At 65.0% G+C, this 24,833-nt stretch carries 21 protein-coding genes and 1 tRNA gene; 15 read left to right on the top strand and 7 right to left on the bottom strand.

Features of this window, described 5'->3' with window-relative positions:
• Nucleotides 1–8 precede the first annotated feature (8 nt).
• Nucleotides 9–299, bottom strand: a complete 291-nt coding sequence (locus ACP690_RS02600) for a BolA family protein (protein WP_426260049.1) — start codon at nucleotides 297–299, stop codon at nucleotides 9–11.
• Nucleotides 300–412: 113 nt separating this feature from the next.
• On the opposite strand from ACP690_RS02600, the gene ACP690_RS02595 reads away from it, so the two are divergent.
• The 8 genes from ACP690_RS02595 to ACP690_RS02560 all read left to right on the top strand — a co-directional run bounded on the left by ACP690_RS02595 (nucleotide 413) and on the right by ACP690_RS02560 (nucleotide 8,185).
• A complete protein-coding gene (locus ACP690_RS02595; RefSeq protein ID WP_426260048.1) occupies nucleotides 413–952 on the top strand; it encodes a J domain-containing protein in 540 nt (179 codons plus the stop codon).
• A 95-nt stretch (nucleotides 953–1,047) separates the two neighbouring features.
• Entirely contained in the window at nucleotides 1,048–1,662 is a 615-nt protein-coding gene (locus ACP690_RS02590) for a TadE/TadG family type IV pilus assembly protein (RefSeq protein WP_147036595.1), read from the top strand.
• A gap of 11 nt (nucleotides 1,663–1,673) precedes the next feature.
• On the top strand, nucleotides 1,674–2,219 hold the full coding sequence (locus tag ACP690_RS02585; protein ID WP_426260045.1) for a TadE/TadG family type IV pilus assembly protein: 546 nt from the start codon (nucleotides 1,674–1,676) through the stop codon (nucleotides 2,217–2,219).
• Nucleotides 2,220–2,223: 4 nt separating this feature from the next.
• Entirely contained in the window at nucleotides 2,224–3,543 is a 1,320-nt protein-coding gene (locus ACP690_RS02580; protein ID WP_017977841.1) for a pilus assembly protein TadG-related protein, read from the top strand.
• A 111-nt stretch (nucleotides 3,544–3,654) separates the two neighbouring features.
• Entirely contained in the window at nucleotides 3,655–6,090 is a 2,436-nt protein-coding gene (locus ACP690_RS02575) for a TonB-dependent receptor (RefSeq protein WP_426260044.1), read from the top strand.
• A 64-nt stretch (nucleotides 6,091–6,154) separates the two neighbouring features.
• Nucleotides 6,155–6,838 (top strand): Fe2+-dependent dioxygenase, encoded by a 684-nt coding sequence (locus ACP690_RS02570; RefSeq protein WP_426260043.1) that lies wholly within the window; start codon nucleotides 6,155–6,157, stop codon nucleotides 6,836–6,838.
• Nucleotides 6,831–7,082: a ribbon-helix-helix domain-containing protein gene (locus ACP690_RS02565; protein ID WP_426260042.1), complete on the top strand. Its 252-nt coding sequence runs from the start codon at nucleotides 6,831–6,833 to the stop codon at nucleotides 7,080–7,082. The genes ACP690_RS02570 and ACP690_RS02565 overlap by 8 nt, the downstream gene beginning before the upstream one ends.
• 47 nt (nucleotides 7,083–7,129) lie before the next feature.
• Entirely contained in the window at nucleotides 7,130–8,185 is a 1,056-nt protein-coding gene (locus ACP690_RS02560) for a PepSY-associated TM helix domain-containing protein (RefSeq protein WP_426260041.1), read from the top strand.
• Between the two features lie 356 nt (nucleotides 8,186–8,541).
• On the opposite strand, the gene ACP690_RS02555 is transcribed toward ACP690_RS02560, so the two are convergent.
• Both ACP690_RS02555 and ACP690_RS02550 read right to left on the bottom strand, forming a co-directional pair.
• Nucleotides 8,542–13,146 carry an NAD-glutamate dehydrogenase gene (locus tag ACP690_RS02555; RefSeq protein WP_426260040.1) on the bottom strand — a complete coding sequence of 1,535 codons (4,605 nt, stop codon included), beginning with the start codon at nucleotides 13,144–13,146 and terminating at the stop codon, nucleotides 8,542–8,544.
• 125 nt (nucleotides 13,147–13,271) lie between these two features.
• Nucleotides 13,272–14,600: a PAS domain-containing protein gene (locus tag ACP690_RS02550; protein ID WP_426260039.1), complete on the bottom strand. Its 1,329-nt coding sequence runs from the start codon at nucleotides 14,598–14,600 to the stop codon at nucleotides 13,272–13,274.
• Between the two features lie 191 nt (nucleotides 14,601–14,791).
• Between ACP690_RS02550 and ACP690_RS02545 the strand changes: the two genes are divergently transcribed.
• Nucleotides 14,792–14,867: transfer RNA gene (locus ACP690_RS02545), tRNA-Thr, on the top strand.
• Nucleotides 14,868–15,261: 394 nt separating this feature from the next.
• On the opposite strand, the gene ACP690_RS02540 is transcribed toward ACP690_RS02545, so the two are convergent.
• From ACP690_RS02540 to ACP690_RS02530, 3 genes are read right to left on the bottom strand one after another with little or no spacing between them, the layout of a single operon-like run.
• On the bottom strand, nucleotides 15,262–16,929 hold the full coding sequence (locus ACP690_RS02540; protein ID WP_426260038.1) for a DUF262 domain-containing protein: 1,668 nt from the start codon (nucleotides 16,927–16,929) through the stop codon (nucleotides 15,262–15,264).
• On the bottom strand, nucleotides 16,922–17,911 hold the full coding sequence (locus ACP690_RS02535) for a hypothetical protein (protein WP_426260037.1): 990 nt from the start codon (nucleotides 17,909–17,911) through the stop codon (nucleotides 16,922–16,924). Before ACP690_RS02535 ends, ACP690_RS02540 begins: the two co-directional genes overlap by 8 nt.
• Nucleotides 17,911–19,176 carry an AAA family ATPase gene (locus ACP690_RS02530; protein ID WP_426260036.1) on the bottom strand — a complete coding sequence of 422 codons (1,266 nt, stop codon included), beginning with the start codon at nucleotides 19,174–19,176 and terminating at the stop codon, nucleotides 17,911–17,913. Before ACP690_RS02530 ends, ACP690_RS02535 begins: the two co-directional genes overlap by 1 nt.
• A 585-nt stretch (nucleotides 19,177–19,761) precedes the next feature.
• Here ACP690_RS02530 and ACP690_RS02525 point away from each other — a divergent pair.
• The 6 genes from ACP690_RS02525 (at nucleotide 19,762) to ACP690_RS02500 (ending at nucleotide 23,530) form a co-directional block, all read left to right on the top strand.
• A complete protein-coding gene (locus tag ACP690_RS02525; protein ID WP_426260035.1) occupies nucleotides 19,762–20,130 on the top strand; it encodes a hypothetical protein in 369 nt (122 codons plus the stop codon).
• A gap of 32 nt (nucleotides 20,131–20,162) precedes the next feature.
• Nucleotides 20,163–20,582 (top strand): hypothetical protein, encoded by a 420-nt coding sequence (locus tag ACP690_RS02520; protein ID WP_426260034.1) that lies wholly within the window; start codon nucleotides 20,163–20,165, stop codon nucleotides 20,580–20,582.
• A gap of 50 nt (nucleotides 20,583–20,632) precedes the next feature.
• Entirely contained in the window at nucleotides 20,633–21,205 is a 573-nt protein-coding gene (locus ACP690_RS02515; RefSeq protein ID WP_426260033.1) for a DUF4230 domain-containing protein, read from the top strand.
• A 123-nt stretch (nucleotides 21,206–21,328) separates the two neighbouring features.
• Nucleotides 21,329–21,703 carry a hypothetical protein gene (locus ACP690_RS02510; protein WP_426260032.1) on the top strand — a complete coding sequence of 125 codons (375 nt, stop codon included), beginning with the start codon at nucleotides 21,329–21,331 and terminating at the stop codon, nucleotides 21,701–21,703.
• Nucleotides 21,704–21,908: 205 nt separating this feature from the next.
• Nucleotides 21,909–22,955, top strand: a complete 1,047-nt coding sequence (locus ACP690_RS02505) for a tyrosine-type recombinase/integrase (protein ID WP_426260031.1) — start codon at nucleotides 21,909–21,911, stop codon at nucleotides 22,953–22,955.
• A 125-nt stretch (nucleotides 22,956–23,080) separates the two neighbouring features.
• Nucleotides 23,081–23,530 carry a hypothetical protein gene (locus ACP690_RS02500; RefSeq protein ID WP_426260030.1) on the top strand — a complete coding sequence of 150 codons (450 nt, stop codon included), beginning with the start codon at nucleotides 23,081–23,083 and terminating at the stop codon, nucleotides 23,528–23,530.
• A gap of 830 nt (nucleotides 23,531–24,360) precedes the next feature.
• Here the strand turns inward: ACP690_RS02500 and ACP690_RS02495 are convergent.
• The gene (locus tag ACP690_RS02495; RefSeq protein WP_426260029.1) at nucleotides 24,361–24,720 is read right to left on the bottom strand and encodes an SOS response-associated peptidase family protein; all 360 of its coding nucleotides are present in this window, start codon (nucleotides 24,718–24,720) and stop codon (nucleotides 24,361–24,363) included.
• Between the last annotated feature and the right edge of the window lie 113 nt (nucleotides 24,721–24,833).

Genomic DNA, 24,833 nt, shown 5'->3' with positions numbered 1-24,833 from the left:
TCTCCCGTTCACTCGCCCGGCGCGCGTGCCTTGATCGCGAGGGCATGGATGCGCGACGACAACAGATCGGCGAGCGCTTTGTTCACGCGGCGCTGGCGTGCGACGCGGGTTTCGCCGGCGAACAGCGGGCTTTCGACGGACACGCTGAAATGCGACTCCCCGGTGCCGTCGTCCCCCATATGGCCGGCGTGATGATGGCTGTCGTTGACGACCTCAAGATGGGTCGGTTGCAGCGCGTCGCGCAAGCGCTCCGCGATGATGTCGGCGAGGGGACGGGCGGCGGTGGCGGTGTCGGTCATCGCGCCTATATAGCCAGACTTGCGCAGATTAGGGAGCGTTCGTGGCGCGCGGAAGTGACAGGAAAGACCGGCCGCACACGCGGTTTCATGGCCGGGTGGAAGCGAATGGCCGGATGTGCGCCGAGCCGGGCTGCGACGAGCCGGGCGAATTCCGCGCGCCGCCGCTGGAAGGCGCGAGCGATGGCGGCGGCGGGCCGGGCGCGTTCCGCTGGATGTGCCTGGAGCATGTCCGCGCGTTCAACAGCCGGTACAATTACTTCGACGGGATGACCGCAGACGAGATCCATCGCGCGCAGCGGCCGCTGGCGGGCTGGGAAAGCGAAACGCGGGCGTTCGCGCGCGCGGGCACGGGCGACCAGGGGCCGCGCTGGGCCGATTTCCGCGATCCGCTCGACGCGATCGGCGCCCGCTATCGCCGCGAGGTCGCGCCCGAGCGCAGCGACGGCAAGCCGCTGTCGGGCCAGGACCGGGCGAGCCTGAAGGTGCTGGGGCTGGCCCCGGACGCCGATCGGACCGCGCTGCGCAAGCGCTATTCGGAACTCGTCCGCACCTATCACCCCGATCGCAACGGCGGCGATCGCAGCCACGAAGCGATGCTGCAAAAGGTGATCGCGGCCTATCAGCAGCTGCGGCAGGCGCCCGCCTTCCTGTGACCGCCGACGCGGCCGGCCTATAAATCCATTTCGCTGGAAAGCCCGAAGCGGACCAGTTTGGATTTTTGTTTACTTTTGTCCGGTAGGATGGCCGCATGAGGCCTCCGACCATCCCACGCGCCCGTGCCCGGCGCCCGGCGCATCGCGCGCCCGCGGCGCATCGCGGCGCCGCGCGCCTGTTGCGCGATGCGCGGGGTGCGACGATCGTCGAATTCGCGATCGTCGCGGTGCCGTTCGTCGCGCTGATGCTGGCGGTGGCCGTGACGAGCCTGGCCTATTTCGTCCAGGAAACGCTGGAAACCGCGGTCGAGCGCGCCGCACGCGGGATCGTGACCGGCCGGACGCAGGCCGCCGACGATAAAGGCACCATGTCGGGCATGACGCGGGCGCAACTCGCCGAACGGTTCCGTCAGGCGGGCTGCGCATCGCTGCCGGCCTTCCTGCCGTGTTCGCGCCTGTACGTGGAAGTGAAGAGCGCGGTCGACTGGACGCTGCTCGACAATTCGCCGCCGGCGATCACCATGGGCCCCGACGGCCGCATCGCCAACGTCTTCGCCTACGACCTGGGGAACCAGGGATCGATCGTCGCCGTCCGCTTCATGTACGTGTGGCCGATCCAGACGTCGCCGCTGTTCGATTTCAGCAACATCGGCAAGGGCCGGCGGCTGCTGATGGCGACGTCGGTCGCGAAATCGGAGACCTATCAATGACCGGGCGCCGCATGAGATGGCCGCGCCCGCTGCGGGCATTGCGGCGCGATCGACGCGGGCTGGCGCTGATCGAATTCGCGATGATCCTGCCGATCCTGCTGATCCTGTACCTGGGCAGCGTCCAGTTGCAGGACGGCATTTCGTGCAATCGTAAGGTGACGATCGCGACGCGCGGCGTCGCCGACCTGATCGCCCAGAACGCGACCGGCTCGACCACGCAGCGCGAGATCGACAACAGTCTGGCCGCCGCGACGCAGGTGATGGCGCCCTATCCCGCCGCCCGCGCGACGATCCGGCTGACGCATGTCACGATCGACAACAATTACCAGGCGCGCGTCGACTGGAGCCGGGCCCTGAACGGGATTCCCGACGTGAAGGGCACCGTGGCGACGATCCCCACCCAGATGCGGGTGCGCGGCGTGTCGTTCCTGATCGCCCGCGTGACCTATGCCTATCAGCCGCCGACCAACTTCGGCTTCATCGGGCCGATCAAGCTGGGCGATTCGCTGATCATGCTGCCGCGCAATTCCTCTGCCGTCACCTGTGTGGATTGTTGATCCCATGACCTTTTCCCTGCTCTCCCGCCTGCGTGACGTCCGCCGCGACCGCCGCGGCAACGTGCTGATGATGTTCGGCTTTGCCGTGATGCCGATGACCTTCGCGGTCGGCATGGGCATCGATTACGCGCGCGCGATGAAGTCGCAGACCAAGCTGAACGGGGTCGCCGATGCGGCGGCGCTGGTGGCGGTCAGCAAGATCGCCATGCCGCTGGACGACAAGACTGCCGCCGATCAGGCGCGGCAGATGTTCCTGATCCAGGCGCAGTCGGTGCTCGGTCCCGGCGCGGTGCAGCTGACCAATGTGACCGCGACCGCGGTGAAGGACAGCACCGGGCGGCGCACCGCGTCGGTCACCTATACCGCGACGTCGGGGAACGTCTTTGCGCGCGTGCTGGGCCTTCGGGTGCTCAACATCAGTGGTGCGTCGTCGACGACCAACGCCATCGCGCCGAACATGAATTTCTACATGCTGCTCGACGTGTCGGGATCGATGGCGCTGCCGACGACGAGCGCAGGCCTGTTGAAGATCGCCCAGAGCAATAGCAAGGGCTGCAAATTCGCCTGCCATTCGGTCAACGACCTGACCGGCACCGACGCCAACGGCAATCAGACGAGCCTGTACAACGTCGCCCGGTCGTACAATCTGACCTTGCGGGTCGATGAAGAGGCGACCGCCGTGCGCAGCCTGATCAGCACGGCGACGACGACCGCCAGTCGCAACGGCGCGGCCTATCAGTTCGCGATGGCGGGGTTCCGGGGGAAGGGCGGCTTTTCGACGCTCCAGAGCCTGACCGGCACCGTCCAGAAGATCATCGATGCGACCGGCCTGATCGGCCCATCGAAATTCTACAGCAATGGCTGCCCGACCTCCGCGTGCAAAAGCACCGAGGTCGGCTTCAACGACCAGGACAGCGGCACCAGCGATGCCATGGACAACATCAACGCGATGATGACCGATCCGGGATCGGGGCTGAACGGCGAGGCGCCCAAGGCGGTGATGTTCATGATCACCGACGGCATGCGCGACGAAGCGCGTTCCGGCGGCAAGCCCGAAATCGCGATCGACACCGCCAAATGCGACGCGATCAAGGCACGCGGCATCCGCATCGCGGTGCTGTACACCGAATATCTGCGCGAATCGCTCGACAACGACAATTGGTCGCAGGTCAACGTCGCACCCAATCTGTACAAGGTCGAACCCGCGCTGCAGGCCTGCGCCTCGACCGGTCTGTACACGAAGGTGACCACTGACGGGGACATTGCGGCCGCCTTGTCGGCATTGTTCCAGAACGCGGTGGCGACGGCGCGGATCACGCAATGAGGGTGTGCCACCGCGGCGTATACCGTGTAAATATATGCGAGTAGCTCGCATTAGCGTTGACGGTGATAATAACTCGCATTAACGAACGCCCCATAAAGGGGACCGTTCTTAATGACCAAACCACCGTTTCTGGCGCTGTCGTGCATCGGCTTCCTTGCGTCCGCGCCGGCCTTTGCCGCTGATCCGGTTGCGGCGACCACGAAGACGGACGTCGCCGCCGACCCGCAGGCGCAGGATGCCCGGCGCGAGGGCGAGCGCGACGACATCATCGTCAACGGCAAGGGACAGGTGGCGCCTGCGGTGGTCGAAAGCCCCAAGGCGACGTCGGCGCTGATCGACACGCCGCAGACGATCACCGTCATCTCCGACCAGGTGCTGCGCAAGCAGAACCTCCAGACGCTGCGCGATGCGTTGCAGACGATCCCCGGCATCACCTTCGGTGCGGGCGAGGGCGGCGGCGGCTATGGCGACAGCATCAACCTGCGCGGCTATTCGGCCAATACCGACATCACGATCGACGGTATCCGCGATACCGCGCAATACAGCCGCACCGATCCGTTCAATCTGCAGCAGATCGAAGTCTATAACGGCGCCAATTCGGTCTTCAACGGATCGGGCAGCGTCGGCGGCACGATCAACCTCGTCACCAAGGAACCGCGCGCCGAAGACCTGACGATCGTGCAGGGATCGGTCGGCACCGACAATTACTGGCGGGGCACGGTGGATGCGAACCATCGCATCGGCGACGATGTCGCGGTGCGCCTGAACGCGGTGTACCATCATAACGACGTGCCGGGCCGTGACGTCGAGAAGTACGAACGCTGGGGCGTCGCACCCGCGGTGACGATCGGGATCGGTGGGCCGACCAGCCTGACGCTCGCCTATGTCCACCAGCGCGACGACAACACGCCGCTGTACGGCGTGCCCTATTTCAACAACGCGCTGGTCGGCGGCCTGATCACCGGCGCGGATCGCAGCGACTATTACGGGTACAGCAACCTCGATCGCCAGCAGATTACGGTGGATCGCTTTACCGCGACCTTCCGCCATCAGGCGGATGCGCATGTCTCGATCCGCAACCTGACCCGCTGGCAGCGCGTCGGCCAGTATAGCGTGACGAGCGCGCCGCAGGGCACCTTCTGCCTCGTCGGTACGGGCCGCCAGCCGGTTGCGACCAGCGCGACCAATCCGCAGGGGCTCGCGTGTCCGACAGGGTTGCAGCCCGGTCAGTGGATCCCGTCCGGCCCGCGCGGGCTGGTGCGCGACCAGGAGAACCAGCTACTCGCCAACCAGACCGACCTGCGGCTGGAGCATGGGGAAAAGGGTGGCCTGCGCAACGTCGCCAACATCGGCATGTCCGCGATCGTCGAGGATTACCGGATCACCAGCGGATCGCTGCTGCGCAACGCGGACGGATCGGCGGTGTCGCCGCTGCCGACGTTGTCGATCAGCAATCCCGACAGCGTCTATCGCGGGCCGATCAACTACGTCACCACGGCGCAGTCGCGGTCGACCCAGACCAATGTCGCGGTCTATGCCTTCGACACGCTGGAGCTGAACCGCTTCTTCGAACTGAACGGCGGCGTGCGCTGGGAAATGCAGCGCAGCGATTTCCGCGCGCTGCCGCTCCGGACGCTGGCGCCGGGCGTGACGCAGCCGGTTGCCGCGTTGCAGACGCCGCAGATCAACAACGAACGGCTGTTCTCGTACCGCGTCGGCGCGGTGTTCCACCCGGTGCGCGACGTCAGCGTCTATGCCGGCTACGGCAACGCCAAGACGCCCTCGTCGCCGAGCGTGCGCGCGGGCTGCGTCAGCGTATCGAACAATATTGTCACCAACACCTGCGGCGTCGCGCCCGAAACCGCGCGCAATTACGAGGCGGGCGTGAAGGCGGGGCTGTTCAATCGCCGGCTGGAGCTGACCGCGGCGGTGTTCCGTAACGAGCGCACCAATTATCGCGTGCCCTCGAACGACCCCGCGCTGCCGACGGTGCAGGTGCTGGGCGGCAAGAGCCGCGTCGACGGCATCGCGCTGGGCGCATCGGGCAATATCACCAAGGCGTGGACGATCTTCGCCAATTACACCTATCTCGACAGCACGGTGTTGCAGTCGGTGTCGAATTACTGCCTCGCCAATCCGGGCAGCACCGGTTGCAACAATTCGGTCGCCAACCCCGACCCGCAGCGTGGCAGCCCGCTGGTGCAGACGCCGACGCATTCGGGCAGCCTGTTCACCACGTACAAGCTGCCGTTCGGGCTCGAGTTGGGCTATGGCCTGACCTATCAGGGGTCGTTCACCACCTATGTCCCGGTGCTGACCAACGGCGTGCAGCTGCGCGCGCCCGACTATCTGATCCACCGTGCCTATCTGGCCTACAGCTTCGGCAACGGCTGGACCGCGCAGCTCAACATCCAGAACCTGACGGACGAAAAGTATCTGACCAACGTCCGCAACAATATCAACGCGACCAGCGGCGTCGTGACCGGCGGCTGGGCGATGCCCGGCGATCGGCGCCAGACGGTGCTCAGCCTGTTCCGCAGCTTCTGATCTTTGCTACTCTTCCCCGCCACATCAGCCCCCGGCGGGGAAGAGACCTGAGGAACCACCAGTCATGCTGATTGCCATCCCCGATATTCTGGATGCGGCGGGCGTGGCGCGGCTGCGGGGGCTGATCGACGCAGGCGAATGGGTGGACGGCAACGTCACCTCGGGCCCGCAGGCGGTGCTCGCCAAGCGCAACCGGCAGCTGGCCGAAGGATCGGAGGCGGCGCGCGCTGGCGCGGCGTTCGTGCTCGATGCGCTGGGGCGGTCGCCGTTGTTCTTCGCTGCCGCGCTGCCGCTCAAGGTGTTTCCGCCGCTGTTCAACCGCTATGAGGGCGGCGAGGATTTCGGGCTGCACGTCGACAATGCCATCCGCCTGCAACGCGGCACCGATTTCCGCATCCGGTCCGACCTGTCGGCGACATTGTTCCTCGACGATCCCGACAGTTACGATGGCGGCGAGCTGGTGATCGAGGATCGCTTCGGCCCGCAGACCGTGAAGCTGCCCGCCGGGCATCTGGTCCTCTATCCCGCCTCCAGCCTGCATCGCGTGACGCCGGTGACGCGGGGCGTGCGCACCGCGAGCTTTCTGTGGCTGCAATCAATGGTGCGCGACGATGGCGAGCGGCGCACGCTGTTTGAACTGGACGAGGCGATCCAGTCGGTCGCGGCCAGCAACGGCCAGGGCGATCCCGCGGTCGTCAAACTGACCGGCATCTATCACAATCTGCTGCGGCGCTGGGCCGATGCCTGACATTGCAGCACCCGCCTGCGGCTTCATCGGCCCGGTGAAGCGGTCGATCACGATCGCCGGTCACCAGACGTCGATCAGCCTGGAGCCCGTGTTCTGGCGCGCGCTGGAAGAGGCGGCGCAGGACTGCGGCCTGCCGCTGTCCGCGCTGGTCGCCGAGATCGACGTGCTGCGTATCGCCGCGGACGATCCGCCCAACCTTGCCAGTGCGTTACGAAGCTGGCTGTTCGCGCGGACGTTGACCTGACGCCCGCCGCCATGCGACCGCCGGGGCATAGTCGGGGATATGCAGCGATGAACGCGGTCAAATGGCGAAAGACCTGGTTTCAGGTCCATAAATGGATCGGGCTGACGCTCGCCATCCTCATCATTCCCCTGTCGCTGTCGGGTGCGGCGCTCGTCTGGCGCGAGCCGCTCGACCGGCTGATCCATGCCGAACGCTATTCCACCAGCGGCACCGCGTTGCTGGCCCCCGAAACCTATGTGGCGGCGGCGCAGCGCGTGCTGGCGCCGGGCGAGCGGGTCAGCGACCTCAGCCTGCCGGAGGGGGACGGCCCCGTCACGGTCAGCGCCGTAGGTGCGCAGGCGCCGCGACGCGGACCGCCAGCGCGCACGACGGTCTATCTCGACCCGCCCACTGCGCGCGTGCTGGCGGTGGCGCCGCGCAGCGGTGGCGTGATGCGCTTCCTGCATGTGCTGCACGGTAGTTTGCAGGTGCCGGGGATCGGGCGGACGATCGTAGGCTGGATCGGTGTCGCGATGCTGTTGTCGAGCATGACCGGGCTGTGGCTGTGGTGGCCGAGCGTCGGGCGCTGGACGAAGGGGTTTCGCTGGCGCCGGCATCGCAATACCGACAGCAACCTGCATTACCAGATGGGCTTTTGGATCGCGCTGCCGCTGTTCGTCCTGTCGCTGACGGGCGTGTGGATCAGCTTTCCCGGCGTGTTCGGCGGACGGGAGGGGGGCGGGCGCCCCGCCTTCGCGCCGCCGGTGGCCGAGCCGGCGCAGTCGGTGGACACCGTCGTCGCGCGCGCCGCGGGGGTCGCGAAGGGGCCGCTGCGCAGCGTCGGTTGGCCGACCGAGCGGTCGGCGGACTGGACGGTCAGCCTGGCAGACGGGCGCCGGATCAAGGTGGCGGACGACGGCGGCGTGGCGGTGGCTGCGGCGGCGCGCAAGCCGGGTGGCGCGGCACGCTGGATGCGGCGGATTCACGATGGCGACGATATGGGGATCGTCTGGCAAATGGTGATTTTCCTCGGCGGGTTGCTGCCGGTGGGACTTGCGGTGACCGGCGTGATCATGTGGTGGCGCGCGCGGGGCTGGCGCGCGAAGGTGGCGGCGCGGGGGTAGGGGGCGACCTGCCACTCAGTACCCCGTCACCCCGGACTTGGTCCGGGGTCCACTCTGCGGCTGGGGGGATGGCTGGAGGCTCTTGCCGCTCCCTTGCGGCCCGGTGGACCCCGGACCAAGTCCGGGGTGACGGAGTGGGTGGGGCTGGCGTTGTGGAATATGGCGCGTGCTGGAGGCGCCTGTCGGACGGCTAGACTGATGCCTGGTCCTCCCCCGCAAGGGGGAGGTGGCGCCGCGCAGCGGTGACGGAGGGGGAGGTAAGCGGCGTCCGACGTAACAGCGCGTACCGCTTACCTCCCCCTCCACCACGCCGCGATGCGGCGCGGTCCCCCTCCCCCTGGCGGGGGAGGATTTTTTTACCGCCCCAGCAGCACGCGTGCCTGGCCGGCGATCTGCGCGAGCATGGCCGCATTGGGCTGCGCGGCATGGCGGGCGCGGTCGACCAGTGCCTTGAACTGCGCAACGCGCGCGCCGTTCGCGGCCAGCCACGCCTGCACCGCGCTACGCGGATCGCCGTCGCCGGTGCGGCCGAGGAACTCCAGCCGCTGCTGCTGGAAATCGCGCGCCAGGCCGGCGAGCAGCAGGCGCTCCCACGGATCGCCAGAGACGATGCGCGCCGCCGCCGCCTGCGCCCAGTCGAGGCCCAGGTCCTGGCCGAGGTGGGTATAGGCCCGCGTCAGCTCAATCTCGTCGATCCCGAGCCGCTGGCCCAGCGCGGCGAGGCCGACGACGCCGTCCATGTCGAACAGGCGGACGACGCGGCGTGCCAGCTCGGCGGGTGCCCCTGCGGCTTCCAGCTCGGCCGCGATGCGCGCGCTCTGCGCGCTCGCTTCCTCAAGCAGCAGCGACTGTGTCTGACGTTCCAGCGCGGCGATGCCCTGGCCCAGCCGCTCGATTACCGCACCGGGCAGCGTACCCGGGGCATTGGCGCGCAGCAGGTCGGCGATGTGCGAACGCGTCGCCACCGCCACCTCGTTGAACAAAGCGATGCGCGCGCCTTCGGTGATGTCGGCGCGCTCGATCTCCGCCCACAGGCTGTCGAGGCCGAAGACGCGCTCCGCCACCACGAACATCGCGGCGATGTCGGCGACCGCGGCGCCTTCCTCTTCGGCCAGCTCGAACGGGCGCAGCACGCCCAGGCGATTGACGATGCGGTTGGCGAGCTTGGTCGCGACGATCTCGCCACGCAGGCGATGCTCGTCGATCGCCTGCGCAAAGTCGCGCTGCATCGCTGGCGGGAAGGCGGCGTGCAGGTCGGGCGCCAGTTCGGGGGCGAGCGCCAGCGGTGCCTGCTCGATCCCGTCCTGCAACGACAGCTTGGCGGTGGCGAGCAGCACGGCGAGTTCGGGGCGGGTGAGGCCATGGCCCTCCTGCCCGCGGCGCAGCAGGTCGTCGTTGCCGGCCAGCCCCTCGACCGCGCGGTCGAGCCGCCCGGCGCCTTCGAAGATTTCGATGACGCGGACGTAGCTGGGGATGGCGCTCGCGCCGTCGGCCTCGGCGATCGACAGCGCGAGCGTCTGGAGGCGGTTGTCCTCCAGCACCAGATGCGCGACGTCGTCGGTCATGCTGGCGAGCAGCGCGTTGCGCTCCTCGTAGCCGAGGCGGCCTTCGTTCATCTCGCGATTGAGCGCGATCTTGATGTTCACCTCATTGTCCGAACAATCGACGCCCGCCGAATTGTCGATGAAGTCAGTGTTGATCCGGCCGCCGCGTTCCGAGAAGGCAATGCGCGCCGCCTGGGTGACGCCCAGGTTTGCGCCCTCGCCGATCGCGGTGACGCGCAATTGCTCGGCATCGACGCGCAGACGGTCGTTGGCGGGATCGCCGACCGCGGCGTTATTCTCGCGCGCCGCCTTCACGTACGTGCCGATGCCGCCGAACCACAGCAGGTCCGCAGGCGCCTTCAGGATCGCGGAGATGAGCGACGCGGGGTCGAGCTGAGTCGCGGTGATGCCGAGCGCGGCCTGTGCCTGCGGCGACAGCGGAATGACCTTCTCGCTGCGCGCCCACACGCCGCCGCCTTCGCTGATGAGGCCGGCGTCGTAATCCGCCCAGCTGGAGCGGGGCAGAGCGAACATGCGCGCGCGCTCGTCCCAGCTCGCGGCGGGATCGGGATTGGGGTCGATGAAGATGTGGCGGTGATCGAACGCCGCGACGATCTTCAGCGCCTTGCTGAGCAGCATGCCGTTGCCGAAGACGTCGCCCGACATGTCGCCGCAGCCGACGACGGTGATCGGCTGGGTCTGCACGTCGACGCCGCGCTCGGCGAAGTGGCGCTGCACCGACACCCACGCGCCCTTGGCGGTGATGCCCATCGCCTTGTGGTCGTAGCCAACGCTGCCGCCCGACGCGAAGGCGTCGCCCAGCCAGAAGTCGCGCTCCAGCGCCAGCGCATTGGCGACGTCGCTGAACGTCGCGGTGCCCTTGTCGGCGGCAACGACGAAATAGGGGTCCTCGCCGTCCAGCACCGCAACGTCCGCCGGATGCACGACGCGGCCGTCGACGATATTGTCGGTGATCGACAGCAGCGAGCGGATGAAGATCCGGTAGCTTTCGGTGCCTTCCGCCAGCCACGCGTCGCGATCGACCGCGGGGGAGGGGAGCTGCTTGGGGTAGAAGCCGCCCTTGGCGCCGGTCGGCACGATCACGGCATTCTTGACGCGCTGCGCCTTCATCAGCCCGAGGATTTCGGTGCGGAAGTCGTCACGCCGATCCGACCAGCGTAAGCCCCCGCGTGCGACCGGGCCGGCGCGCAGGTGGATGCCCTCGACGCGGGGCGAATAGACCCAGATCTCGCGCCACGGCACGGGGGCGGGCAGGCCGGGGATCAGGTGGCTGTCGAACTTGAACGCCAGCGCCTCGTTCGCCGCGGGGGCGAAGGCGTTGGTGCGCAGGCAGGCGCCGATCAGGTCGCGATAGGCGCGCAGGATACGGTCGTCGTCGATCGCCGATACCGCGTCGAGGCCGCGCGCGATCGCTTCGTCGCTGGCGGCCAGGTCGCCGCTGCCCTTGGGATCATGCGCGGCCGCGAAGCGCGCGATCAGCGCCTTGGTCAGCTTGGGCGCACGGCGCAGCGCGTCGACGACGGTGGTCAGGCCATAGGGCAGGCCCGCCTGGCGCAGATAGCGGAACCAGGCGCGCAGCAGCACGACCGACTGCGGCGACAGGCCGACGTCGATGATCAGGCGGTTGAAGGCATCGTTTTCCGCCGCGCCTTCCAGCACGGCGGCGATCGCGCCTTCCAGCACCGCAGCATCGTTCGCGTCGTCATTCGCATCGGTTTCGACGACGAAGTCGTGGACGAAGGTGTCCGCTTCGTCCTGCAACCGCGTCGGCAGTTCGCCGATCACGCGGAAGCCGAAATTCTCCAACACCGGCACCGCGTCCGACAGCGCGAGCGCGCCGTGCAGCTTGTAGATCTTGAGCTGGCGATCCTCGCCCGCGACGACCGGGAAGATGCGCACGGAGCGGTCGTCGGCGCTTTCCAGCCCCGCAACCCGCAGGATGTCCTGCGCCGCTTCGGCCGGGCTGCTGACGTTGCGGTAATTGGCGGGGAAGGTGTTGGCCCAGCGCAACGCCAGCCGCGCGGCGCGCTGTGCGGGCACCTGTTCGGCCAGTGCCGCCTCGACATCCGACATCCAGCCACGCACCATCTTGCGCAAGCGCTCGGCGAGCGGTTCGGTCTCGGGCATACGGCCCGACCCGCGCAGGTCGATCGTGTAGCGCAGCAGCGCGACGACGCCGTCGTCGAGGCTGATCGACCAGTTGAGGACATTGCCGTTCGACGCGTCGGCCAGCATCTGGCCGATCGCGACGCGGCGCGCGGTGGTGAGGTCGTCGCGCGGCAGCCAGGCGAAGGCGAACAGATGCCGCCCGAGCGCCGACTTCACCAGCACCAGCGCGGGGCGGGGCCGGTCGGCGAGGCTCATCGCGGTCAGCACCACCTCTTCCAGCGCATCGGGGGCGAAGGCGACGACGAGGTCGTGGGGAAGGGCGGTCAGCGCATGCGTCAGCGCCTTGCCGGTATGGCCCTTGGGATCGAAGCCGAACTTCGCCTCCAGCGCCGACAGGCGCGCCCGCAGCACGGGGATGTCGCGCGGCTTGGCGCTGAGCGCGGCGCTGGTCCACAGGCCGGCGTGGATCGACAGGCCGACGACCTCGCCCGCCTCCATCACCGGCACCAGCACCAGGTCGAGCGGCACGGCGCGGTGGACGGTCGAGATCAGGCTGGATTTCAGCAGCAGCGGCGCGTCATTGCCCTCTTCGAACCAGCGGATCGCGAGCGCGCGGTTCGCCTCGGCGAGCACCGGCGTTTCGTGCGGATGGCGGACGATGCCGAGCGCTTCGCCCGCGCTGCCGTCGCGCCGCCAGATCTGGTGGCCGAGCAACGTGAACTGGCCGTCGAGGAACCATTGCAGCAGCGCGGCGCCCTCGCCCTGCGGCAGCGCGGCTTCGTCGCGCGCCATCGCGCGTTGCAGCGCCGGCCAGTCGGTGACGGCAGCGCGCACGTCGGCGAGCACGGCGGTCAGATCCTCGACCAGGCCGCGCCGGTCGCGCGCATCGGCGCGTTCCAGTTCGATATAGATCATCGATTCGGGCGTGCCGGCGCCGCCGATGTCGGTCAGCGCCCCCGATGCATCGCGTGTCACCCGGACGACGGGGTGGATCAGGCGGTCGATGTCGAGATCCTGCGCGCCGATCGCGGCGGCGATCGAATCGACCAGGAAGGGCATGTCGTCGTTGACGATGGCGAGGCGCATGCGGCGGCGCACGTCGTCCGACGCGATCGGCTCCAGCCGGATCGCGGGCTTGCCGGGCTCACGGCGCGCGGCGGTCTCCGCGACGAACGCCGCGGCGGCGGCCCGCTCGGCATCGCCGAAGCCGGTCAGCTCCCCCGGTAGCGCGCCCTTGGTCAGCCGGGCGGCAAGCGCCTCGGCCATGCTCTGGTTCTGGTCGGCCATGGCAGCCGCCTACGCCCGTCTCTTCCGGGCTTCAAGCTTTGCTGCAGTGCGAAAATTACGTGTTAGCGCAATAAAGTGTTGCGCTGGTCGGGCGCCTTCCGGTCGTCGCCGAACGGCGCCCGTGCTCAGGCCGCCGCCTTGCGCAGCACGCTTTCCAGCAGCGCCTTGTCGTCGACGCATTTGATGACGTCGACCAGGCCATCCTCGCCGGCGCGCGCCAGCAGCACGACGAATTCGTCCGCCACCGCGGGCAAGGCGACGCGGCCAAGCACGGGCAGCGCGCGCAGTTCGGCGGCGGCGCGATCGAACAGGTCGACGCGCTCGTCGGGGCGACGCGTGGCGCGCTCGGCAGCGACCACCGCCTTGATGCCGCCCTGCGCGGTTTCCAGCACGGTGGTGAGGCCGCCTGCGGGCACCTCGGTGCGGTGGGCGTAGGCCAGCACGGCGGCATATTCGGCAAGGCGCGTCTTGTCGTAATCCGATCCGAACACGAGCTTGACGATCGCGGTCAGCGGCGCGCGCGGCTGCACCGTCAGCCCGGCCTGCGACAAGAGCGCAGCATAGCCCTCGGCATCCCGCTCGCACGCCAGCGCAAAGTCATGGGCGCGGCCCAGCGCGCGATACAGCGCGGCGCGCCCGCGCGCATCGGCGGCGCGCACCGCTGCCGCGCTTTCGCGCGCCATCGCCAGCCGGTCGCGCAGCGATGCGTCGGTCGCGGACTCGGCGATCGGTTCCTCTGCGGTCTCGAACCCGCCGCTCGGCCCGTCCGCCCACACCGGCGTCGCGGCGAGCGCGCGCGGGGCGCTGCGCACCGCGGCGTCCAGCTCGGCGGCGAGCGTCGCCTGCGTATCGGCGTCGGCCAGCTCCTTCCAGTTGATGACGCCGTAGATGAAGTCGATCGTGCTGTCGTCGGAGGTGAAGGGCATCAGGATGCCGCGATACAGGGTCGTGCGCCCGCGGATGCCGACGAACTCCGCCTCGAACCCGATCGGCGCGCGATTCGCGATGATTTGCAGATAATGGTCGGTCAGGCGCGACAGCAGCGACCGGCCCGGCACGTCCGCGACGCGCACGACATGCGCGTCCAGCCCGCATTCCTCGCGCAGCGTGCGCCCCAGATAGGCGATGGTTGGGTCGTCGATGCCGCGGGTGAAATCGATCAGCACGCTGTGCGGGCCGAAGTCAGCGATATTGGCGGGATCGAGGTCGTCGATGCCGGGGCAGGGGCGACCCTTCAGCAGCGACACCCAGTGGTTATAGGCGCGTACGTGCATGCGCCGCTCGTCGCCGCCGAGCGAGAAAGCGGCATCGTCCACGCCGCCCCCGTCGATGTCGCCACCATCGTCCGGCGGGCTCGCCAGCGCCGCGTCGAGCACGTCATGGCCGCCGCCATCGGCGCGCAGGCCCTCGCCATCCCCGACTCGCCCGTCATCGAAGCCGCGCGCCGTATCCATGCCCAAACCCTTCTCGCATCAGGACATGACGGTCCTGGTCCTAGGCTGCTTCTGCACCGTCCGTGGTAAACGGAGCGTAAAGCCGCGAGGCGAACAATTGGCATGTTCCGACACAAAGGCCGCTTGTCAGCCGCGATCCGACCTGTTAGGCGCACCCCCGAACGGCCCCTCAGCGGGCCGGTCCACCCCGGGCCGCTTTAGCTCAGCTGGTAGAGCATCGCATTCGTAATGCGGGGGTCACAGGTTCGAGTCCTGTAAGCGGCACCATCTTCTTTATAGCACTTTCACGAGCGAAGCGGCGGCGCTCCTGCGGGAGGGGCGTTGGCTCGAACAAGCCCGTGGGTTCTGGCTGGGGCGCGTTGCCTAGGCAGTGGCGTCGGCGGTGCTGACGCACCGACCCTCGCATTGATGGTTTGAGAGTTACCTTTTTGGCGCAGGAGTTGCCGTGCGTTGCCCTTGTAGCTTGGGGGCGCATGACCGACTAATCTAAGCGTCTTGGGCGGGCACGACAGAAACGAACTCACCGGGCGGCGCAACCGCTCGGTCGCGCGCCGCACGAAGTCTCATTCTCCGCCTTCCGCGCTCTTGTCGATGATCGAGGGGCAAATCGAAGCCTCTTCCAAGTCAACTGTTTTTTGCTGAACCGAGCCCCCTAGCGCCACTAGATGTCGCCGACGTCGCCCTCGCGCTGGGCGGCGATGTCCGTCTCGTTTGCGCGCAAAACCCGCGGTGCCGAAATCCCCAGCCGACGCGCGACCGGATTGACAATCTGGCTATGCTCGAACGCAAAGAGATCGTTTGCGCGGTGTCTAGTGAACAGGCGCATATTGACGGGATCAATTAGCTGCCAGGCTTCATCAGAGATGAGGTGGCGGCGGCGACTATCTTCATCGAGATCGCGCGTCATGAGACGCTGCTTGAACTCGGTCGCCGACCCTGGTTCTAGTAGGAATCGAGCGCCTTGGTCCCCACGCTCGACCAGAGGCAGCGAGAGAAACTGGAACGCCTCGCTGCCGAAATCACCGAGCAAGGTGTCGCCTCCGCTAGCTTCGATCGTGTTCGCTCGTACAGCTAACGCCAGCATCAGCGCCTTCACACGTGCGGCGCGCAAGTCGCTTTTCACCTCGGCAATGTTACGGACCGCAGGTGGTTCGCGCAGCGACCATTCGAACGAACCGGTCTTCACGAATTCGCGGAGATCAGCGATTGCGTTCTCGGATTGTCGACCGGTGCCACCGAACAACTCAGAATAAGTAGAAAGCCACACCCAATCTTTTAATTTATTGGCAAAATCTTCTTGCCGTTTGCCGAGAAGCGCAGCTGCGATCGCCACGACTTGAACTCGATACGGTACAAGCGCCGGGCTCGTAATTGCGAATGCTTCGCGGAAAAATCTTGCAGTTTGTCCGAGGCCATCAAACGTGCGGTCAAGAATGCCGGGATCATTGCTCAGGCTCCGGCTTACCTCGTCGGGATTGGTTTTGTAGATATCGGCGCCAAGGTTGAGCTTGAGACAGCGCAGCACGATGTCAGAGTCGATTTTGTGCCAGCCATACGGCGCCAGCACCTCCTTGCGTAGTTCCTGATCTCGCCGCAGTAGATCGAAGCTCGACGAATAAGTCAAAGCGTTCAGCATGTGCAATTCGCTCATATCAGCGCCGCGGCTGTTGATGCGTTCAAAGCTCTTAGTCACGACTTCAAGGCTGGCGCTATTCAACGTGATAATCGGCAGCTTGTATTGTCGAAATGCCGAGGCCACCTCGTCGGCGCGGTCGACGCGGCGATCATCACCGTCGGCGAGTTCGCGCTGGAACCGCAAAAGTTCGCGACTTTGCAGAATAATATTCAGCGGCAGATAGCGGCTCGGATCATTCAGGATTTGATCCGGTTCAATGTCGACCGAGCGCTTGAAACGCTCGGTCTCATCGTCCGCGTCAAGGTCCGCATAGACGACGAAGTCGCGCAACTCCACGTCGCGCTCCTCATCGAAGTCGGTCCAGCTCTGCTTCGCACGCAGCGCTCCGTACAAAGTCGAAATCCGCTGCACGCCGTCCATCAAATAACGTCCATCACCCGTAACCGGCGATGTCGGGAGCGGATGTGGCCCGAGGCTCTCATAGCAGCCGATCTGTTTGTTGGATGTTGCCCAAATCATGAGCGCCCCTATTGGCAGGCCGGCGAAGATGCTTTCAAAAAACTCTTTGCGTTGAGGCCACCGCCAGACAAGCGGGCGCTGGAACCGCGGGATACGAATTCGGCCCTGTGCTATGTCTTCAAGTACCGATGTTAAGAAAACAACGGTAGGATCCGCCGAGAAAGTGTCACGCATAGGGAACCCGAATCCAGTCTGCTATTTCGTTAATCGTGGCCTGGACCTCCGGGTCGATGCCCTCCTTGCTTGCCCAGTCATAAATTGCGCCCATGAAGCTATCATAGACCGAGGCGATGTCGCCATCGATACCGCCGCGCAAGGTTTGCCGGTCCACATCCGAGACGTCCTGGAAGAGCGCAGCGACTTGGTGGCTGGGGTTGGCATCCCACCCATCCTTCATCCGGAAGTGGCGCCGCTGATCGGAATTCATGCGATCGTAAGCATCCACTTTCGAGCTCCGCTCGACTCGCCTTTTTGGCCCGTGAAGGGTTGTCCAGTTCCACAGAGCTTTTCGCGGAATGTAGTTCTCGATCGCTCGTCGGACGAGGCAATGATACGCAAGCCCCGCAGACTCGCAAAATGCAATCATCGACAGTGCATCACGACTGCGGTGGCCGGGGACCTCAGCATCGCTGTCGAAAAGTGCGCGGTTCGATCGAGAGTCCAACGAGCCGCGCTCGTGAAGTTCAGCCAACGATACGCGCAGTTCGCCCAGGCCGCCACGACTGTCGACTTTGAAGATATGACGCCGTTCCAGTTCTTGGAACATGGCGCGCTGCTCAGCCGGCATCAGTGCGAGGAAGAACTTTCGATCGTTCCTCCCATTCTCCACCCAAAGCGTAACCGGACGATCAGCTAGCTCAATTCCTTCCCGCAAGGTGATTTTGGGTAGGGGCTTCGCGTCGGGGTTTGACTCCACGTCAGCGATGAAGGTGCGAAGTCGGTATATCGCCCCATCCCTCGTCGCCCAACTCGATGCGTTCAGCCATTCCTGGCGGCGGCGCTGGTCGACTTGGTCCAGCCACGGATTAGTCGTCGCTGAGTTGGGATTGCGAGCGTCAAGGTAGCAACGGTTCAAGCGGGCGCGGTCTAGCAGCCCCTCCAAGTCGGGCCATTGCGCCGCCTCGGCGAACAATGCGTCACTGACAAGTATCCGCATCAGGATTGCTCAGGCCCTATGCGAAGCTCGGAGAGGCGGCGAGCTTGTTCTAGCGTCTCGCGGAAGACGCCTTGCGGCCACCCGCCTGCCGCAAACCCTTCTGCATCGAAGGTGATCGGCCGCAACGATGTGCCCGTCTCGTCAGCGGAGACCCAATAGACCACCACATCCTCGGGGCGGATGCGCTGCTGAACGATAGCAATCTGGACGGAAAGCAGCATGCTCTCCGCATGTGTCTCGATGATATGACTGGCAGCCGATCCGGCCGCAATACAGGAAATAATCTCATCCGCGAGATGCACAGATGCTGCCGGATGAAGATGAAGTTCCGGCTGCTCGAAGGCTAGGATCGGGTTGGCGCCAAGCTGCTCCAATCTTGCCTGATGGCAAAGCATCACCACCGGGAGGGCTTGAGCCACGCCCTCGCCGACGTCGCGCACAGCGATGTGACGCCCACTTCCGTTTATCACGTTAAATGGGAAGAATCGGCGATTGAACGCGAGCGTTTCTTCGCTGGCCGCATAGCTCAATTTGCATTGGCAGGTCTTTTCAAGCCAACTTGAGACCGCTTCTGCGGCCCCGTCGTCAGCGGCCGCACTGATACGGATCGCTTCCGCGACTCCGGTACCGTCTGACTTAATCTTGCCATCCGATCCTGGGCGCAACTCAAAGAGCCGCGGAACTGCCGCTCGGACGGCCCCAAGCCAGTGCACGGAAGACGCAAACTGATCGAGACGTGCTCCCAAGGCGGTAACCGCAGTCAAGTCATCTTCCGCGTCAGCACCGGTCGGTCTCAGACCGGCGAAACTCCAATGCGAACGTCCTAGCGAAGACTCAACTTCAAAGAACTGATGCGCATCGTTCTCCGATGGACCGCCCGTAAACTTATTGCCCCCAACGATTGCTTCAAAGCCACCAATCAGTTCTCCGCCGGCACCCAAGTCGCGCAAGTTAAGCTCATACCGCATATCGGCCCACTCAAGCCCGAATTGAAGCGCGCTCGCTACCTGCCCGTTGTAAATGAGATCTTGGAATAAGGCGTCCCGGAGCGCGGGAGATGTATAGTCGAGTACGGCCGATCCAATCGCAGGTCGTTTCCGCTGGGCTGACGCCGCGAGAATCGGAAGCAAGCGAAGCGCAGCGCTTTTTCCGGCGCTGTTGTGACCAAAAAGGAGCGTCAGTGGCTTCAGGTCGATCCGCTGTCGTTGATCGAAAACTCGATACTTGGCAAACTCGAGTGCGAGAAGGGCTCCTTGATCTGGCACTCTCGGGCTTCCTAATCCTTGTCGCCCCAGCGCCTTATGCTCGGGTGAAGCTATGCCGCGTGTGTTGCTGCGGGTACGTATGATCCGTCAAGCTTGCCGGTCGATGGCGGACATTGGGCATGGCCGCCACTGCTGTCAAATGCAGCGCGCGGGAGATGGGGTATCATATATGAAGGTTCGCTAAGCACCCGACCCTCGCGCCCGCAAACGGCTCTTGCGATCCGCCCGCCAGCCTTCCATGATCGCCGCGCCTCCCGTGAAAGCCAGGGGGCGGGGCGTGGAAACCTCACCAAATAGACTCGGTCGCGAAGAAATTCGGGGCCGGGTGGCATGCGCGCATGTCCAGTCGGTTTCGGCCGATAAAGGCGCATGCGCCTGACTGTTTGGCAGGTTTCCAACATCCGGCTTCGGCCGTCGCTCCGAGAGGTACATAGGAGCGGCGCGAGGGTCTGAGCCGAAGGTCGCTCCATAACGAGGGGCGACGACGCACATGCGGAAGACACACAGCACGTCGACGCGACATGCTCGCTCGGCGCGACGATGCGCGTCCGCAGCACATCCAGCCATCATCAACGGGAGAACACCATGATTACGAAGACGCTTGCGCTCGTCCTGAGCGCAACGCTGGCGCTTTCCGCCTGCACCCACCCTGCGGACGTTTCCCGGCCGCTGACCGAGGTCGAGGACAAGAACGCAAACTTCACGGTCAAAGACGTGCCCGGCGGTTTCACCGTTGAGGCCCGTTACAGCCGCTACCAGTTCGTCCCCGAGACGTCGGCACTCATCACCGCTTGCCGTCAACTCGGCACCGCCCGCGCCTACGACGAGGCCAAACGTCGGGGTCGGGAGATCGAGCCGATCAACGAGCAAACCGTCCGCGTCTCGACCGGCCGCAACATCGTCACCGCCCGCACGGCCTGCCGCGCCTTCGTAGAGGCCCGGTTCAAAGGCTGACCCCCACACCCTTTCGGAGAACAGATATGAAAATGTACGCACTGTTGGGCTTGGTCCTCGCCGCATTTCTGGCGGCCTGCGGATCGAACTCAAGCGAAGGCGAACAAGGGAATGCCGCCGCCCCTGCCCCATCGCCGAAGGAACTGCTTGCCACCATCAACGCCGCCTACAGCGGCAACGGCATCCAGGCGCGTCGGGAGTGGGGCGGAAAGCGCGTCACGGTTGGCGGAGCATTCTTTTCCGCGGGCCGTAACGCCGACGGCTCAACGTCCGTCTTGGTCAGTCCCGGCGATACGCCACCGACGCTCGGCGAACTGAACGTCGGCAAGAAACAGGACGATTTCGTGGCCAAGCTGGAAAAAGGGAAGGAGGTCGTAATGACCTGCACCGTCGATCCCAAGACCGAGAGGTTCACGACGACCTTCCTCGACTGCGTGCCGGTTGGGGTGTGAGGGCGTCCGCGCCCGTCCTGATCGTGTCGCACCTCGCCGTGGCGGGCGGAGTGTACGCGCTCACCGACCGCCGCCCGGTCGACACGGAGGCGAAGCACACCGGCTTCTTCACCGTCGAGACGACGAAGGTGCTCGCCACCACCGTCGAGAGCCTGCGCGATCAAAACAGACTCCTCGTGTTCAGCTACAAGGGCAACGCCCGCGTCTCGGCTGAGCGCACGCGCTTCTGGCTGCTCAGCGGCACCCAGGAGCTGAACGTGCCGGCGGTGGTCAACTACTACCTCGACCTATCCAGCCTCAGCCTCGTCGACGTCAGCTACAGCGACACGGCGAAGATCGTCTCCGTTCGGTTGCCGGCGATCACGGTGGGCGACATCGTGTTCCAGCCGGAAAACGCCAGCACGGTCAACGGTGGCGTCCTGACCTATGGAGAAGGCACGGTCGAGGCGTTGCGCAGGCTCAACTATAAAAGCGCCCGCCGCGCGATGGTGGCGCAGGCGCAGCAGCCCGGCCTGCTCAACGAGGCCCGGCGCCGGGCCCAAGAGAACATCCAAGCGTACTGCGAAATACCGCTCCGTTTAGCAGGGCGGCCCGACGTGAAGGTGGTCGCCACCTTCCGCTGACTCACCGCCGGCACAGGCCGGCACAACCATCATCAACCCGCCAGAGGCGCCCCGGAGACGATCCGCGGGCGCCTTTGTCGTCTCTGGAGACCCGACATGATTTCAATACGTAGTTCCGCAGACATGGAGCGGGCGCTGGGCAACGTGCTCGACCCCGCCCTTCGCCTATTGCTGACGCAGCGGCGCGATCAGCTCGCTGAAGACACCGATTACGATTTCGCCGAGTTGGCACACATCATCGTCGTGTGCCCCGGCGACAATCTTGCTGCGGTGGAGGCCGAGGCGGGCATCGCGATCGCCAGCAACCTCGTCGATGGCAGCCGTCTGGGCGAGGCTGATTTCTCACCGTCGTTTGAATACGTCGAGCAGCACCCCGGCGGATGGAACGAGGCGGTCATGATCCTTTCCGATGATGGGTTCGGCATCGTCCTGTTCGTCCCCGACCGCATCGACGTCGATCCGATGCTGTCGCTGCTGATGAGGCGCGCCCTCGCCTGAGCCTAACCCTGCACAGACCTTGACCAATCCGCGGCGCCCCGCGGGGGGGGGGGGCCGCCCCCTCATGACGAACACATAGCCTTTGAAGGGAGATAGCTATGCCTAAGGCAGAGCTGAGCCACGCCTTCTGCCTCACCGCCGGGTGCGCAGAGGGCAAACGCAAGACCGACTATTATGATACGACGGTAACGGGTTTGGTACTTGAATGCCGTTCGACCGGCGGCAAGACATTCTATTTGCGTTACGATCAAACGGCAGGCAGAGACAGATCAAGCTTGCCGCGTTCGGTGATGCCTCGTTCGCGCAGATTAAGCGTAAGGCCGAGCGTCTCAGGTCGGAGGTTGTCATGGGTGGCGACCCCGCGGCGGCGAAGGCGGAGCGTCGGGCCGTGCCGCTTTATGCCGAGCTTGCCGCGCAGCACATGGCGGAAGCCGAGCTGCACCAACGCAGCTACAGCACGACCGAAGCCTACATGCGCAACCATATCGTCACGCGCTGGGGCAAGACGCGACTGACCGATATCGACGGCCGGGCGGTCGCCCAGTGGCTGGCGGCCAAGCGGTCCGAAGGCCTTTCCGCCGGGACCATCGAGAAAATCCGGGCGATCATGAGCCGGTCGTTCGAACTTGGACGGCGGTGGGGTATTCCTGGCTGCGACCGCAATCCCTGTCGCGACGTACCAAGGAAGCCGCTTAACAACGCTCGCGAGCGGTATGTCACCGCGGACGAAGCGGCGCGGCTGATCGAAGCGGCGTCGTCGTCGCGGAATAAGCAGCTGGCCGCGATCGTGCGGTTGCTGCTGCTTACGGGCATGCGTGTGTCCGAGCTGCTGTCTGCCCGGTGGGAGAACGTCGATCTTGATCGGCGATCTTTATGTCTGCCGACGTCGAAGACAGGACGATCCAGGTATGTCCCTTTGGCAGGTGCGGCGCTGGAGGTCATCGGAGCGCTTCCGCGGAAAGGCGAATTCCTGTTTCCAAATTCCCGCAACTCCTCGAAACATCTCACAACAGTAAAGCACGGTTGGCAGGCTGCACGAGAAGCAGCAGGATTGTCAGACCTTAGGATTCATGATCTTAGACACAGTGCAGCTAGTTTTATGATTAATAGTGGTGTTGACATATTTGCTGTGGGCAAAGTCCTAGGTCACAGCTCTATTCAAAGCACACAACGCAACAGCCATCTTTCCAACTCGACGCTGCTCGCCGCGGTCGAGGCGGGGGCGGCCAAGCAATCGTCGGCACACGCCTAACTTTTGATCCCGCCCTCCCTGCTGGCCTTGCGGCCGGCGGGCGAGGGGGGGGCAAATTTTGCCTAGAATATTTTTTTGATTTCCTGAAGCTGCCGCCTGACGACCGAGCCACGAGGGATGACCACATGACAGGTAACGACAGTCAGAATTCAGAACCGACACTAATCGGCGGCCTGTCTTTGGCGGAATGGGAGAAGCGATGGGAAGTCGTACCTGACGGATTTTCGACGCCTTCGCCAAAGCTTCGTCACGAGATCGGGCTGTTCGCAGCTAAGGACGGCGAGCAATACATGTATATCGGCAAGGCGGCGAATATGCGCGGAGACGGTCTAAGTGGCGGACTTGCGAGAGCTTATGTGAAGAACGCTTCTGGAGATAAAGGGAAGGGGCGTGCGATGCTAAAAGAGCATCGTAATGACTTGCAAGCTCACGTCATAAAAATGCCGCGATCTGCCGAGAACATTGAAATATTAGTGGCCTTGAAGAAGGCCATGCTTAAGCTTCACGCTCCATTGTGGAATCAGTCTAAGAAAAAGATAAAGGAAGCGCGTGAGGAAAGTTACAGGAAACGCTGATTTCAATACGCGGGAGGTGTGCCGCACCGACATGCACTGTGCGAACGTTCGAAGGCTTATTGGAGGAAGGGCACTGACGGTGGATACCGTCTTTTCGGCTGATCCCATGCCTAAGTAATTGACCTTTAAATTTCACCTCCTTCCTTTCCTAAGGATATAACCTTCAGGGAAAGGAGGGAGGGGGGACAATGCTCAAGGCTCTATCACCTAGGGGATAAACAGCGGGGGGGGGCGGCCTACGCTAATTCAACGGGTTCGACCAAGCGAAGGCGGCTCCCGCTTTTGTGATTTTCGGGCACTTCCCCGCCTTAGGCCCGTACAGGCCCGCCGCCGCCGCCCGGCACTCCGGCATCCGAACGCCCGTCGTGGCGCTCCTGCCTTCGGCGAAACGCTGTTTTGATAGGCTCGCGGTGAGGGGCCGGTGACTCCCGCGCGTTGGGGGTTGAACCGACGCCGGCAGCGACATAGCCTCCGACAGCCCATCATGGGCAGGAGGATGTTTGATACGTCAGCTACTTCTCGCCGCCGCCGCCGTTAGCCTTCTCGCAGCCAGTCCTGTTGCCGCCGCGCCGTGCAAAGACCCGAAGACCGGCAAGTTCATCAAGTGCCCCGCGAAGGCACCCGTGAAAGTGACGCGCTGTAAGGTCGCCAACGGAAAGTTCGCGAAATGCGGGACGCCGGGCGCCAAGCCGATCGGATGAGGTTTCGCCGTCCGCCCCTGTTTGACATCGAGGTTGCACTCCCCGGCGCTTTGGTGCTGGCGGGTGCCCTCTCCAGCCTTTGGTCGCTGCTTCGTTTTGTAGGCTTTATTTGATACCGCCGCGACGCGATCAGGCGTTCACGGCGAGCAGCTGGGAGGGATAGGGCGAGGCAAGCGTCAGTGCCCCCTCGACTGGAGCTTGCAACCAGCGATCGTGGTCCTCGTCGTGTAAGATCACCGGCATCGCCTTTGGATGGACCGCTCCGACCAGATGCGTCGCTGGATCGCCGTCGTAGCCCGTCGTCAGAAACGCATAGGCTGGTCCCGTCTCAGTCGGCCGCCACACGCCCGCGAACGCAAAGATGGGTCGCGACGGCAGCGAGAACCAATGCGGTCTCTTCTTGCCAGTCACCGGGTCAGGATCGACGCTCCACTCCTGGAAGCTCGTGACCGGCATAAGGCAACGGCGCGCAGGGTTCTTCAGTGTCAATCGGCGTCCAAAAAGGACCCCCTATCGGCGTGCAAAAGGGACCCCCTTCGTCGAGCAGCGTAACGGGTATGACGGGCGCACTGTTCGTGCTGGTTGCGGCGTAGGGCGGGCGT

Origin of the sequence: Sphingomonas sp. DC4900 (assembly GCF_049896485.1) — a bacterium.
GTDB classification, from domain to species: domain Bacteria; phylum Pseudomonadota; class Alphaproteobacteria; order Sphingomonadales; family Sphingomonadaceae; genus Sphingomonas; species Sphingomonas aquatilis.
This window is presented reverse-complemented; position numbering and strand designations above follow the sequence as displayed.

What these genes read in the sequence shown, in the direction of transcription:
- ACP690_RS02570 (WP_426260043.1), top strand. Translation starts at nt 6,155, where the DNA reads ATGCTGATTGCCATCCCCGATATTCTGGATGCGGCGGGCGTGGCGCGG.
- ACP690_RS02525 (WP_426260035.1), top strand. Translation starts at nt 19,762, where the DNA reads ATGATTACGAAGACGCTTGCGCTCGTCCTGAGCGCAACGCTGGCGCTT.
- ACP690_RS02520 (WP_426260034.1), top strand. Translation starts at nt 20,163, where the DNA reads ATGTACGCACTGTTGGGCTTGGTCCTCGCCGCATTTCTGGCGGCCTGC.
- ACP690_RS02555 (WP_426260040.1), bottom strand. Translation starts at nt 13,146, where the DNA reads ATGGCCGACCAGAACCAGAGCATGGCCGAGGCGCTTGCCGCCCGGCTG.
- ACP690_RS02595 (WP_426260048.1), top strand. Translation starts at nt 413, where the DNA reads ATGTGCGCCGAGCCGGGCTGCGACGAGCCGGGCGAATTCCGCGCGCCG.
- ACP690_RS02510 (WP_426260032.1), top strand. Translation starts at nt 21,329, where the DNA reads ATGGAGCGGGCGCTGGGCAACGTGCTCGACCCCGCCCTTCGCCTATTG.
- ACP690_RS02500 (WP_426260030.1), top strand. Translation starts at nt 23,081, where the DNA reads ATGACAGGTAACGACAGTCAGAATTCAGAACCGACACTAATCGGCGGC.
- ACP690_RS02505 (WP_426260031.1), top strand. Translation starts at nt 21,909, where the DNA reads ATGCCGTTCGACCGGCGGCAAGACATTCTATTTGCGTTACGATCAAAC.
- ACP690_RS02560 (WP_426260041.1), top strand. Translation starts at nt 7,130, where the DNA reads ATGAACGCGGTCAAATGGCGAAAGACCTGGTTTCAGGTCCATAAATGG.
- ACP690_RS02565 (WP_426260042.1), top strand. Translation starts at nt 6,831, where the DNA reads ATGCCTGACATTGCAGCACCCGCCTGCGGCTTCATCGGCCCGGTGAAG.
- ACP690_RS02535 (WP_426260037.1), bottom strand. Translation starts at nt 17,911, where the DNA reads ATGCGGATACTTGTCAGTGACGCATTGTTCGCCGAGGCGGCGCAATGG.
- ACP690_RS02585 (WP_426260045.1), top strand. Translation starts at nt 1,674, where the DNA reads ATGAGATGGCCGCGCCCGCTGCGGGCATTGCGGCGCGATCGACGCGGG.
- ACP690_RS02590 (WP_147036595.1), top strand. Translation starts at nt 1,048, where the DNA reads ATGAGGCCTCCGACCATCCCACGCGCCCGTGCCCGGCGCCCGGCGCAT.
- ACP690_RS02550 (WP_426260039.1), bottom strand. Translation starts at nt 14,600, where the DNA reads ATGGATACGGCGCGCGGCTTCGATGACGGGCGAGTCGGGGATGGCGAG.
- ACP690_RS02580 (WP_017977841.1), top strand. Translation starts at nt 2,224, where the DNA reads ATGACCTTTTCCCTGCTCTCCCGCCTGCGTGACGTCCGCCGCGACCGC.
- ACP690_RS02575 (WP_426260044.1), top strand. Translation starts at nt 3,655, where the DNA reads ATGACCAAACCACCGTTTCTGGCGCTGTCGTGCATCGGCTTCCTTGCG.
- ACP690_RS02600 (WP_426260049.1), bottom strand. Translation starts at nt 299, where the DNA reads ATGACCGACACCGCCACCGCCGCCCGTCCCCTCGCCGACATCATCGCG.
- ACP690_RS02540 (WP_426260038.1), bottom strand. Translation starts at nt 16,929, where the DNA reads ATGCGTGACACTTTCTCGGCGGATCCTACCGTTGTTTTCTTAACATCG.